The 13,831-nt window shown below is 40.2% G+C and carries 7 protein-coding genes; 3 read left to right on the top strand and 4 right to left on the bottom strand.

The annotated features are described in order from the left end of the window. The first annotated feature begins 15 nt into the window (after window positions 1-15). Window positions 16-2,619, top strand: coding sequence for a hybrid sensor histidine kinase/response regulator (locus DSM106972_RS17945; protein WP_127081987.1), 2,604 nt, complete (start codon window positions 16-18; stop codon window positions 2,617-2,619). Here DSM106972_RS17945 and DSM106972_RS17940 read toward each other — a convergent pair. The 4 genes from DSM106972_RS17940 to DSM106972_RS17925 all read right to left on the bottom strand — a co-directional run bounded on the left by DSM106972_RS17940 (window position 2,604) and on the right by DSM106972_RS17925 (window position 11,354). Then, entirely contained in the window at window positions 2,604-5,771 is a 3,168-nt protein-coding gene (locus DSM106972_RS17940; protein WP_127081986.1) for a PAS domain S-box protein, read from the bottom strand. The two genes, DSM106972_RS17945 and DSM106972_RS17940, sit on opposite strands and share 16 nt — an antisense overlap. Before the next feature lie 304 nt (window positions 5,772-6,075). Further along, the gene (locus tag DSM106972_RS17935; RefSeq protein WP_127081985.1) at window positions 6,076-6,531 is read right to left on the bottom strand and encodes a response regulator; all 456 of its coding nucleotides are present in this window, start codon (window positions 6,529-6,531) and stop codon (window positions 6,076-6,078) included. A gap of 14 nt (window positions 6,532-6,545) precedes the next feature. After that, entirely contained in the window at window positions 6,546-8,801 is a 2,256-nt protein-coding gene (locus tag DSM106972_RS17930; RefSeq protein ID WP_127082220.1) for an ATP-binding protein, read from the bottom strand. Between the two features lie 30 nt (window positions 8,802-8,831). Further along, the gene (locus DSM106972_RS17925) at window positions 8,832-11,354 is read right to left on the bottom strand and encodes a response regulator (RefSeq protein WP_158632840.1); all 2,523 of its coding nucleotides are present in this window, start codon (window positions 11,352-11,354) and stop codon (window positions 8,832-8,834) included. An 806-nt stretch (window positions 11,355-12,160) separates the two neighbouring features. Between DSM106972_RS17925 and DSM106972_RS17915 the strand changes: the two genes are divergently transcribed. Next, window positions 12,161-12,427 carry a hypothetical protein gene (locus DSM106972_RS17915; protein ID WP_127081984.1) on the top strand — a complete coding sequence of 89 codons (267 nt, stop codon included), beginning with the start codon at window positions 12,161-12,163 and terminating at the stop codon, window positions 12,425-12,427. Window positions 12,428-12,553: 126 nt separating this feature from the next. After that, window positions 12,554-13,795 (top strand): hypothetical protein, encoded by a 1,242-nt coding sequence (locus DSM106972_RS17910; protein ID WP_127081983.1) that lies wholly within the window; start codon window positions 12,554-12,556, stop codon window positions 13,793-13,795. Window positions 13,796-13,831: the final 36 nt, after the last annotated feature.

Genomic DNA, 13,831 nt, shown 5'->3' with positions numbered 1-13,831 from the left:
AAAATAGCAGAAAATATGCACACTTCTAATTTAGAAAACCGTTTTTTATCCAAGAATAAATGGGCAAAAGATATACCTAAATTTAGTAGCATTTTTGCTTTCCTTGTTGGCTGGATTGTTTTAATTGGTTGGAATTTTAATATTGCTGTTATCAAAACGGGAGCGATAGAAACTGCGACCATGAAAGCAAATACAGCAGTTTGTTTTATATTGGCTGCCATTTCGCTCTGGTTTTTACCATCTAAGAAAAAAATAGCTACAGCTTGCGCTATTGCTGTTTTAGCAATTAGTACGCTAACTCTCAGTCAATATCTTTGGGACTTTAATATTGGTATTGATGAATTATTTTTCCGAGATGCGCCTTTGTCCTCAGCAACTTCGCATCCGGGACGAATGGGTTTAAACACTGCATTAAATTTTATACTTTTAGGAGCGGCTCTGTTACTATTATATACAAATGAAAAGCGAATAAAAAGCTGGAAATTAAATGCAATTGCTTTAGCTCAAGGATTAGCTACTATTGCTTTTTTAATTGCTCTCCAAGCATTAATTGGTTATGCTTACGGAGTTAGAGTCTTTTATCAACTAAGTATTTATACTACTTCGATGGCGCCACATACGGCGCTGGCATTTATAGTCTTATGTATTGGTTTATTGTTTGTTAGTACTAATCGTGGTATAGTTGGCACTTTTACCAGCAAGCTTAATGGTGGAACCGTAGCGCGGCGCTTACTAATGAGTGTGATGCTATCACCTTTAATTTTTGGTTGGTTAATCGTTTGGGGACTGCGAGCAAATCTTTATGATCCAGTTTTTGCTATATCGTTATTGGTCATTTTACTATTTATTACTTCGCTGCTATTACTGTGGCAAAGTGCAAGATATTTAAATAGGGTAGATAAAAGGCGCCAGGATGTAGAATCAGAACTGCGCTACAACCAAGAGTGCTTGCAAAAAAATATTCACGACCTCAAGCAGGCAACAACATATCTGGCAAAGCAAGAACAAAAATACAAATATATTTTTGATGCTGTCGGAGTTTCAATTTGGGAAGAAGATTTTTCGGAGGTCAAACTAGCTCTTGATGAATTAAAAAATCAAGGTATTCAAGACTTTAAGCAATATTTTGCTAATAATCCAGATTTTGTAGATTGGGCAATCGGCGCCGTGAAGTTAGTAAATGTTAATGATATCTCGCTCCAAACATTTGGAGCTAAAGATAAACAGCAGCTATTAACTTCGCTAAATCAGATATTTCTTCCAGAAACGCGAGAGACCTTCACTCAAGAGCTATTAACACTGGTCGCAGGAGAAAGATTTTTTAGCTCGGAAGTGGTTGTTCAAAATCTCCAAGGCGAAAAACTTAATATTTTGCTAACAATCAAATTTCCTCCACCAACCGAAAACTGCAAATGCGTTTTGGTTACACTGATGGATATTGGCGAACGCATACAATTAGAGCAAAATCTTCAGCAAAATGTTGCAGAATTAACCCATGCAAACCGTGTTAAAGACGAGTTTTTAGCTGTTCTCTCCCACGAACTGCGAACTCCACTCAACCCTATCTTAGGTTGGGTAAAATTATTGCAAAGCGGAAAGTTAACTCCCGTGAAAATGACCCAAGCATTTGATGCTATCGAGCGTAACGTCAACTTACAAATCAACTTAGTCGAAGATTTACTTGATATTTCGCGAACTTTGCACGGTCAAATCAAACTAGAAACTCAAACAGTTGACGTTGCTCTTGTTATCGAAGCTGCGATTGAGACGGTAAATTTTGCTGCTGAAGTTAAATCTATCGACATTCAGTTTACTATTTTGTCATCAGCAACTGTCATCGGAGACAAAAAACGCTTACAACAAGTTTTCTGGCATTTGCTCTCCAATGCCATCAAGTTTACACCTTCATGCGGTCGTGTAGAAATTTGTTTATCGTCTGTCAACAATTGTGCGTTAATTTCCATCACCGATACAGGTGTTGGTATTTCTCCAGATTTTCTGCCTCATATTTACGAATACTTCCGTCAAGCAGATGCTAGTAAAACTCGTAAATTTGGAGGCTTGGGTCTAGGTTTAACTATCGTCAAATATTTAGTAGAACTGCATGGAGGTATTATTCAGGCAACTAGTTCAGGAATTGGGCTAGGCGCCACATTTACAGTTATGCTGCCACTAATGCCTGCTTTAATTACTAATCTTGATAAAAAAGAAGCAAACGACATTTTGCCAAGCTTGGACGGAATTAAGGTTTTAGTTGTAGACGATGAGCCGGATAACTTAGAGCTTATTTCTTTTGCGTTGGAAAATTCTGGCGCCAGCGTTACATCTGTCAATTGTGGTACAGAAGCTTTGCGAGCAATTAGCGAAAATCTACCAGATATTTTAGTGAGCGATATAAGTATGCCAGGAATGGATGGTTATGAACTACTGCGCTCATTACTTAAGTTAGAAAATGCTTGTCATATACCTAGTATTGCTCTAACTGCTTACGCAGATGATACAAGTCGTGAGCAAATAGTTGCGGCTGGCTTTAAATACCATCTCGCTAAACCTATCGACCCGTATGAATTAATAAAGGTTGTCGCTCGGATGTTTCAATCTAGTCACATTCCATTATAACGAGAGGCGCCTTTATTGCTTGTGGTAACAGGAGAAGATATTAGCGGTAATTGCACTGTGAAAGTCGCTCCCAAACTTTCCCCTCGACTGTCTGCGGTAATAGTACCTCCGTGCAATTCCACAAGGTTACGAACAATTGCTAAACCTAAACCTAAACCATCTTTAGTTCTTCGGGTGGTGTTATCTGCTTGACTAAATCGCTCAAATATGTAGGGTAAGAAGTCAGGACTAATACCAATACCTGTGTCTGTTACTTTGATAACTGCTGTAGGCGCCTGCTTGCCTATACCATTTGTGGGTTCTGAGTATAATTCTATTTTTACCTGTCCGTTATCAGGTGTAAATTTAATTGCATTGGTAAGTAAATTAACTATAATTTGTTGTAAGCGGTTAAAGTCACCAGAAACTTGCCCAATTGTGTCATCAAGCTGAGATTGAATATCGATTTGTTTTGCTTGGGCTGCTGGGTTTACCATATCCACAGCTGCAGTAATGGTAGTGGCAAGGTTTACTGAAGTGAGATTTAAACGTAAGTTGCCACGAACCATACGCGAAATATCGAGTAAATCTTCGATCAGTTGAGATTGAGCTTTGGCATTTCGTTCAATAGTTAAAAGCGCGCGGTTGGTACTATCTGCATCGAATTTACGGGTTTGCAATAGTTTTGCCCAACCAAGAATCGAGTTTAGGGGTGATCGTAATTCATGGGAAACTACAGCTATAAATTCGTCTTTACTGCGATTTGCTGCTTCTGCTTCAGAGCGCGCTGCTTGTGCTTGGACTAAAAGTTCCTCCCGTTCTTTTTCTATCTGTTTACGTTCGGTAATATCCGTTGAAACACCACATATAGCGTAAGGAGTTCCGTCATTATGTATCAGAGGAGCTTTAACTGATAGATAAGTGCGAAGTTGATTATTAACTACAACAATTTCCTCTATTTGTACTGCCTGTTTCTGTTTTAAGACTTCGTGGTCATTGGCAGTTAATAAATCTGCTATCTCTTTCGGAAATAATTCATAATTTGTTTTACCTAAAATTTCTGATTGCGATAAGTTAAATATTGTTTCAAATTCGCGGTTTGCTAATAAGTGGCGAGTTTGTAAGTCCTTAACATAAACTGCCGCTGATATTGCATTAATAATGGTTTGCAAAAGTTGCTGATTTTCACGTAAATTTTCCTCTGCTAATTTACGTTGAGTTATATCACTACTGCTACCAACAATCCGAATTGCATTACCTGCATTATCTCGCACTACATAATTGACATCTTGCACCCAAATGTAATGACCATGTTTGTGACGCACGCGATACTCTAGACAATTTCTATTTTGTGTTGCAATAATTGTCCACATTTCATCGCGTCTTTGATGTATTAGACGATAATCATCAGGATGGATAATTTTTGACCACCATTGGAAAGTTGGCTCTGCTTCTTCAATCGTATAACCTAATAAATCCGTGAGTCCGCGACTTCTTTCTACAATATTACTTTGTAAATCCCAATCATAAATAATACAGTTAACTGCTGATGCTGCAAATTCAAAGCGCTCATTAGCTTTTACTAAAGCTAGCTCAATGTTTTTACGCTCAGTTATATCTTGACAAATACCTACAATTTGCTGCGGTAAACCCAACTCAGTTCTCTTGAAGAGAATTTCCCGTGAGCATAACCAACGCCACTCACCATTGGCGTGTTGCATTCTATACTCGAACTCTAAAATATCAGTATCGCTAGCAGTATTAAATCGCTGCAAATGAGCAGCAACGCGAGGTAAATCATCCGGATGGATAAGAGAGGGTAATACTGATGCTCCCATCGCCTGAATTTGTTCTGGAGTGTATCCAAGTAACTCAGTAGTCTGACGATTTATATAGACATTGCACCGCTTAATTAGGTCATGGACGTACAATAAACCTGGTGTAGTCTCAGCGATGCTTTGGATAAAATGCTGACTTTGCTGCAATTGCTCTTCAGTTTTTTTCTTATCTGTAATATCTCGTCCTTGGGGAATTAAAAGTACAATGTTTCCTGCTTCATCGCGCACAGGTTTAAGAGAAAAATCAATAGTTATTACCCTATCATCCGCACCAAGAACATCAACTTCATATCGCACAAACTCCCCCCTAGAGGCTCGTAAAATTGCTTGTTGCAATTCTATTTGTGTCTCAGAACTAATCGTCCACCACCTTGCTTCCCAAAACGGACGGTTGACCACATCCGCTCGTGTCAATCCGCCAAAATCGAGCGCTGTTTGGTTCGCTTCTAATAAAATACCATCAGGCGCCAACAAGCCAATAAATTGAAATGCAGAATCAAAAATCGCGCGAAATCGTCTTTCACTCTCCAAAAGCGCAATTTCTGACTGCTTGCGCTGTGTTATATCTCGCCAAGAAACAACAATCCCATCTTCTAACTTATTCGCGTGCAACTCGTATACTCTGGTTAAATACTCACCTCCAAAGGTGTCGGTATAAATTAAGTCTTCTTTAATCAAGGGTTTACCCGTTTGCACTACCTGGCAATATTCTGCAAACAACCCGCTTTCGTAATGAGATGGCAGCAGTTTGCATAAACTATCACCAATATCAGCCCTAGTCATGCGATTACTTTCCAATGCCGCAGCATTAAGATAATCAATGCGAAAGTCTACAATTTGCCCCGACTGATCACGGATGGCAGAGAAAACACCAAAACAGTCAAGCATATTCTCTACTGAGATACGGAAACGTTCTTCACTCGCTTTCAATTTCCGTTGTAATTCAGCATTTTCAATTGCACTGGCGATAGCACTTCGGATGTCCTCTGCTGTTGTTTTCCCCTTAACTAAAAAATTTTCCGCACCACTTTTTATCGCTTTTACTATTATTGCTTCATTTCCACAACCTGTAATAATCACTATCGGTGGAAAACAATATTTTTTTTGACCTTTGAGTTCCTGAATAAACTCTAAGGCATCAATATCTGGCAAGTAAAAATCTAACAAAATCGCGTCAATTTTATATTTTTGACACAAATCTAAACCTTTTTTCCCAGATTGTGCTTCTAAGACTGTGTAAGCATAATCTGAATCAGTTAGTAAGTACCTTTGATAAGTTTCCCTATCGGGAGAAAAATCATCAACAACCAAAACTGTGCGATTTAGCTGTGCCATGATTACAATAAGTAATTAACAACATTTTAGATTTTTTCTTTTGATGGTATATCATAACACGTTAATAGACAAAAAAGATCAAATATTTTAATGCAATTAAAATTATTATTATTTGCAAGAATAGAAAAAATTGGTATTTAGATACTGGTTTGTTAAGTAATTTTCTCGGAATCGATTCTCCCTGACAGTTTTATTATAAAAAAATTATGATGATTAAGAACATACATCTATCAAAGTAATTAAAAATTGCTTCATTTTATATATCTCTAGATATAGATACAAATGATTTAACTCATGGCTAACTTTATCCTGGCAAATCATAAGGAAGTACCGTAATTTCAAACCAGTAGCTTAACAATGTGTGAATACTTTGCTTTAATAAATTGATGTCCATAGGTTTAATCACATAAGCATTTACCCCTTGTTGATAGCAGGTTTCGATATCTCTGGGATTATTAGATGTAGTAAAAACAACCACCGGAAGCGTTTTTAAATTTTTATCCTGTTTAATTTGGTGCAGCACCTCTCGTCCATCTGTTCCCAGTAAATTGAGGTCTAACAGAATTAGTCCAGGACGCGGCGAAGTTTCAGGGTCGCTGTAGCGATTGGTGTGGTAAAGAAACGCCAGCGCTTGATCACCGTTAGTACAGCGATAAACAGGGATTGCTAACTTATACTGGTCCAGGTAGCGTTGGAACGATTCAAAGTCTTCATTGCTGTCTTCAACGACCAGTAAGGGAGGGAGTTGCACATTAGACATGACATTTGATCTGATCATAATTTTTCTGCTGATAATGTGAAGTAAAACGTGCTGCCTTCATCGGGTGTAGATTTTATCCAAATTTTACCCCCATGTCGCTCGACAATCTTCTGCACAATTGTCAAACCGGCGCCTGTACCTCCTCCATATTCGTCTTGTGCATGAAGCCGCTTAAAGATTTGAAATACCCGTTCCAAATGCTGATGAGGAATTCCAATGCCGTTGTCGCGGACGTAGAAAGTGTAAAGCGACTCTTTACTATTTTCATTTTCTGATTCGATAAAGCCAATTTCAACCCATTTCTCGATTTTATCGTTATATTTAATGGCGTTGCTAATCAGGTTAGTAAATAATTCGCTGACTTGAGTACGGTCACAGCCAATTGTCGGCAAAGGTCGAGGCAAGCGAAACTCAATCACCTGCTGAGGCTGGCTAATCTTGAAGGTGTCAATCACTTGCCGCACCAGGTCATTTAGGTTTGTTGATTGGCGCAAGAGTTCGGTGCGTCCCAAGCGGGAATAGTGCAGCAGGGAGTTAATCAAATCCTCCATGCGCTGGGTTAGGCGCACTAACGTTTGCAATTTGGCGATACCGCTTGAGTGCAACACATCCGCATAATCTTCCATCAAAAAGTTACTATAATTATGAATTCCCCGCAACGGTTCTTTGAGATCGTGGGAGGCAACATAGGCAAAAGCATCTAATTCAGTGTTGCTGCGTTCGAGTTCCAAATTGATTTTTGCCATTTCATCTGCTTGGCTCAAAATTATACCGACGATTAGGCTACGCAGTTCGGTGACGATTTCAATTTCACAGGGTTTCCAGGCTGACGAGCAGCCCTGCACCGTTTCTTGCCAAAGTTCAAAGGATTTTCTTGGAGACAACCGTACTTCGCCATCCTTTGTGATTTCTACAGGTTTGTTGGGGTTGCCTCCCCAGTTGACCGTTTGAATTACTTCAGCACGAAACCAAAGGATATAATTTTGGTTGACTTTAGAAATTTCTAATGCGAGTAGTCCACTGGCAACTGCTTTAAATGTCTCTGCTGCTGGATAAACCTTAGACAAAGATCTGGTTTGAAACAGGTTGTGTTGAATTTGTGTTTTAATCCAGTCCCGCAGGGCAAGCAGTTCACCGATAGGAGGCGTGTTACCTATGGATATAATTTGTTCCCCAGCGCAAACCACTGCTCCCGTGGCGCCTACAAGATCAAGTAGGCTTGAGTCTAGTTGAACTAATCCATCCAAGAAGCTTTTTGACTGAGATAGTGATTCTACAAACTTACTCGATAGCGACTTTAACGCCATTTTGTAGTCTAAGTCTTCATGATTTTCTTTAGTTACCAGTTCGATTGACATTACTTGCCCCACAAACTCACAAATGGTTCGCACCGTGTAGGGTACATATCGACTTTTTAAGTGATGACAGGCAATTAGTCCCCATAATTTTTGGTCGCGGATGAGTGAAATCGACATTGAGGCGCCCACACCCATATTATTGAGGTATTCCAGGTGCAAAGGAGACACACTTCGCAGCACAGATAAACTTAAATCCGTTGGGCTATTGTTATCGGGATTAAGCGCTGGCACTAACGCTACAGATTGATAGGTAGAGTCGGGAATTAACCGCAGCCAGTTGAGGGTGTAAAGCTGTTTGGCTTGCTTGGGAATGTCTGTAGGAGGATAGTGCAAGCCAAGATAAGGAGTCAGCGCGTCTGCGTGATCTTCTGCAATCACCCGCCCGGCTCCTTCCTCATCAAATTGATACACCATTACACGGTCGAACCCCGTGAGTTTTCGTACCTCTTTAACCACGACCTCGCACATTGAAAGTAACGTTGGCGCCTTTTGAATCTTTGTAATCGTGCCTTTGACTCGCTGGTAAAACTCGAAAAAATTCGCTTTCTGTCTCGCTCGTAATGGTTCTAATTCCAAAATAATCATGCCATTCCAACGATGAACAATGCCATCAAACCGCAGTGTTTTATTTTGACACTTAATGGAAATATTCAACGGATTCACATGCTCAAAATCTTCGCTTAAGCATTGGCAGATGGCATTAACTTGCTTAGGGGCAAGTAAGTTTAATAATGGTTTACCCAACAGTTCTTGGGGATGCTGACCTAACAACTCAAATGTGTTGCTACTGACCTGGATAATGTTCAAGTTGGGTTCGCAGCATACCAACAGCACCCCGTGGGGCTGAATCAACCCTGGAATATGAATTGGTTCGCGGTCGCAATTGGTTAAATCGACAGCCTGATTTATCATCATATTTTATAAAACGCAACGAATTGTTTTTTATTTATGTACTAATTGAAGAATCAATTCGATAACTTTGTTTTGATCAATCGGTTTTGCAAGGTGGTATTGAAACCCAGCGGATATTGCTTGCTGCTGATTCCCCTCTCCCGCATAAGCAGTGAGAGCAATTGCGGGAATTTGACAATAAGGTTCGTGAGTTTGCCCTCGAATCATTTGGATAAGCGTGTAACCATCAATTTCAGGCATTCCAATATCACTGAGCAAAATATCAAAATGGCTTTGCTCTATAGCTTGCAATGCTTCAAAGGCAGATGCAGTTACGGTGACGTTGGCGCCACTCACCTGCAATAAAAACGCCAGAAAGTCGCGAGTATCAGGTTCATCATCCACGATCAGGGCGCAAACGTTCGAGAGTGGGGCAGCGTCAGACGTGGTTTGGGAAGGAGTTATTTTGTCAGCTTGAATTTGAGGATTTGAAGCCTGAAGTAATGGAATTTTAACCGTAAAAGTTGCTCCCTGATTTTCTCCCAAACTTGCGACCTCAATGCTACCACCATGCATCTCGACAATTTGACGAGCAATCGACAGTCCCAACCCTAAGCCGCCAAATTTTCGTGTCGTGGCAGAATCTTCTTGGCGAAAATGTTCAAAGACGTAAGGCAAAAATTCCGGATTTATGCCCTTGCCTGTATCGATGACTTGAATTTGGGCATAAGTTTCTTCTACCTGCGTCAATCGAATGGTTATTTGTCCCCCAGACGGAGTAAATTTTACGGCATTGGAGAGTAGATTCCAGACCACCTGTTGCAACCGTCCTGCATCCCCAAAGACCAAAATCAAACTGGAAATAGGTTCCAGATTGAGTTGAATTTTCTTCGTTTCTGCTGCCAGCCTTACCGTTTCCATCGCTGCAAAAATCACGAACTTTAAACTGACGGGCACAGCATTGAGGGTGAGCTTACCCCGCATAATACGGGAAATATCCAGCAAATCATCAATTAATTGTACCTGTAATTTAGCGTTGCGTTCAATCGTGACAAGTGCCTCTCTGGTTCGAGATTCATCTAACTTGCGCTGTAGTAAAAGATTTACCCAGCCCACAATGGGATTGAGTGGTGAGCGTAATTCATGGGACAACACCGCCAAAAATTCGTCCTTAATTCGGTTGGCTCGTTCCGCTTCTGCCCGTGCCCTTTGCTCCTGTTGTAAAAGCCTTTCTCGTTCTAGTTCTGCCTGTTTGCGCTCAGTTACGTCGATTGCTGCTAAAATTGCACTCTTTGGTCGCGCCGAAGCACCAGAACCATTAAAAAAAACTTGTTTGCGAACACTAAGCCACTTGACCTCACCATTTTCCCAAACAACACGATGCTCACGGGCAAACCAACCGGCGCCTGTTGGGTCAAGCACTTGCTCAATAATTTTTAGCAGTTCGTCACGCTCGTCGGGATGAAACGTAGCGTGGATGCGCTCGCGGGTGACAGTTAATTCTGAGGCAGAAATTCCAAATAAATCAGCAGCTTCTTTTGAAAGCTCAACCAGATTTGAGGCATAATCAAATTTGGCAAGCGCAACTCCTGCCACTTTAACCCCTAATTGTAATTGTTCCTGCGATTCTTGCAAACGCTGTGTAATGCGTTGAGCAATTTGAGACAACAACCGCTCTTGTTCAGTAGAGCGCTGAAGTTTAAGCGTTAATTGGGCATTTTCAACGGCAAAATCTATAGCGCATTGCAATTCATGCGCTGAAAACTGTCCCTTGATTAAATAATCCTTTCCACCACCTTTCAAAATCTGAACCGCGAGTGCTTCATTGCCTTGCCCCGTCACCACAATTACAGGGGGAGGATTCTTTGATTGAGCTTGCAGTGCCGTTATAAATTTTAGTCCTTCATAATCTGGAAGGCGGTAATCTAACAACACAGCATCTAACTGAGTCGTTCGGCAAATTTCTAGCCCAGCATTTCCTGTCTTGGCTTCTAAAACCCTGTAAGTACAATCCGTATCCTGTTGTAAATACCGACAGTAAACCTCTCGGTCTTCTGGACAATCTTCTACTACTAACACCGTTCGGTTCTGCGGCTGGCTTTGAGGGAGCAAGCTCTTTAAAGTGGGTTCAACCTGTACAGATTTTTGCTCCGTCACATCCCAAAAAGTCGCCACTGCTGCCCAAGGAGTCGAACTATGGGCTTCAAATAAGGGCTGGGCATTAATTTCTATCCAAATCAAACTGCCATTAGCTTGATAAACCCCCATAATGACTCCTACAACGGGTTGACCCGTTTGGAGCGCTACCATTGTTGGATGAGTCTCTCCCGGAAACGGTGAGCCATCCTCCTTAATGGTTTGCCAGAGGTGGTCAAGCGACGTACCTCCACGCATTTGCGTCAGCGTAAAGCCCAGAATCGTTTCTGCCGCTGGATTACAGGCTTGAATCGTACCGTCAGCCAGTTGAAACACCATTCCAGGGGCAATTTCTGGGCTAAACCGTTCTAACAAATCAGAATCATTTATATCCAAGCTACTGGGGATTTGAATTCCAAAATCATGTTGGTTCTGCATTTTGTATACGTGGCTGGTAAATTTATTTACAAATATATATTTAATTTATGGCTAATTATTACATAAATCGTAGAAATAACTCAATCTCTACAGTTTTCTTTAAGTTACTTCTACTGCTGTTTAGTTAGATACTTGTCAAAGAAATGTTGTAGCCTAAAACATAAGTGACCAAAACACCAAACGTTGGTTGGTTTTCACTAAGTATAAGCCAACTGTATAAAAAATTATGTCGTTTCACGTGAAGCGTAAACTAACTTCAGCACGCTTTCCCACAATGAAAGCATTTGTTAATTAAAAATTAAAAAAAAAGAAATATCCAATCTTACAACTTATAGGCAATTTCTACTCACCCTTTTTCCTTTGGAATATTAGCAATATTAGCTTAATTAATTCACATTATTGATGCCTTGAGTTTTTAAAGCTATTTTATTCTTAATTTTAACTCTCAATTTCCATATTTATTTTTATAATTCCCTCGCTTTAACTATCAATTTTATCCAACAATAAACCAGTAAACATAAATTTTTATTATCAATTTAGCATATATGCTTATTGATTACTCAATTTTTATTAATTGATGCTTATTGACATTATCCCCAGGCGCCAACTACCAACATTATCAGCACGCTTACTATTTTAACCCTTCGGGAAGACTACGTTTACGTGAACGCGCACCGAGCAATATTGACTAATACCATCATTTTCTCCTAAGATTATATTAACCAAAAAAGCTTAACCTATAGGTTAAGCTTTTTTGCAATATTTAGGCATATTTAGGTACTTTAATATACAAAAGCTAACGATAAATGTTTGAACCATTACAACCACAAGAGTTTTGCGCTAAATGGGTTCCAAGGAAAAGTAACAAAAAGGTAGGACGGTACGGTTATCGCAAAGAGTGCTGTAAGCTACTAGCTGAACTAACTGGATACAATGAAAGTAGTTGCAGTAATTGGTTAACAGACCCAAGCGATATACCCAAGCTGGCACCAGGTTACCTGCGATTATTAGATATCGTTTGGGAAATGCAGATAATAATTCCAGCAAAAGACAATAATTCTAAAGAATCGTAACAAGTCAAACTTAGAAGTGCCTTTTTGGGTATAATTATTGAAATAGCAAAAACCCCCCGCATTCTGACTCGCAATCGTTTCGGAGGGTTTTGCTTCCCACATTAGTAAAAGGGATATCTCTTAATTATGCACTCAATAGCACAAGACGACAAGGCGCCCATCTTTAACATTTCATTAAACTTAGAATATAGTTTCGACTACACTCGATTTAATGAACCCAGCCTGGAAAGCACAGCAAAAGCCACTCTAGGTAACTTCTTTGGCTTTGTTCGTCAAAGCTTCGACGGTCTGCTTCAAGTTGGTTATAGCCTAGAAAATTTTTACTTAGAGTGTCTTTCCAAATGCCCTGATGGAAAAAAAGTGTTTGAAGAATGGCTCAAAAGCGACGATTTCGGGAGTTCTCGCTACATAGCCACATCAGCGATGGAAATATGGGCATGGTTTAACAAGCTTCCTGTAAAAATACAACAGATTGTTCGTCAAAATGTCCAAAAGTGGAGTGTTTCAGCACTTCGTCAATTAACCAAAGTCAGCAACGACTTGGTAAAAGAATTAGTAGGTACAGGCAAAAAAACAGCGCAACAGGTGAAAAGTGGAGGAGGTTCAAGAAAGGGAGGAAATTTTTCTTCCCCCTCTACTCCCCCACTCAAGACCTCAAGAACTCCGGAACAGGCACCAGAATTGTTTACTGCTGCCCAAGTGGAAGAGAAAATAGCCGAAGCTTTGGCACAACGAGATAGAGAACAAGCAGAAGAGAAGCAAGGGCAATATATAGAACTTCGAGACGCAGCACGACAAGAAGTGAAACGCGAACTCATAGCAGCTGAACAATACGCTTCATCAATGGCACAAGCAAAACAAGCATTGCTTGAGCAACTAGCAGCGACTCAACAGGAGCTACAGTCTGTGCGTGCTTTACAAATTAAAAACGAACAATTAGAACAACGAGTGACGGAATTAGAAAAAGCTTTAGAGGGCGCCAGTGCAAACAACTGGAATAATACTTTTACAACCCAAGCAGCAAAAGTAATAAATTCAGATTTAGAGAAAACAATTACGCCATTGTCATCAGAAGTAGAAAGGCTGCAAAACCTTGTGAAATCTAAGGAGCAAGAATTATTAGAACTTCAAACTCAAAACGAGAAGCAACACGAGGAACTAGTAATACTCCAGCAATCATCAGTACAAGTGTCTGAAAACATTCTTACGGAGTTTGGTGAGATTGGAGAACAATTGGGCTGGGCTGGCTGGAGTCGGCGAGGTTATAGAGCCGCAAGTGGAATGTTACATACTGGAATAAATGCAATTGCTGCTTTTATCGCGGATTTATCCTCACAGTTGAGCTATCGGGAAGAAATGGCTTTTTAGGCGCCGCAACCACCAGACGCATAATTCCTAAGTTTT

Origin of the sequence: Dulcicalothrix desertica PCC 7102, assembly GCF_003991905.1 — a bacterium.
Taxonomy (GTDB): Bacteria; Cyanobacteriota; Cyanobacteriia; order Cyanobacteriales; family Nostocaceae; genus Dulcicalothrix; species Dulcicalothrix desertica.
Note: the sequence above shows the minus strand (reverse complement) of the source record. Positions and strands in the feature narration are given on the sequence as shown.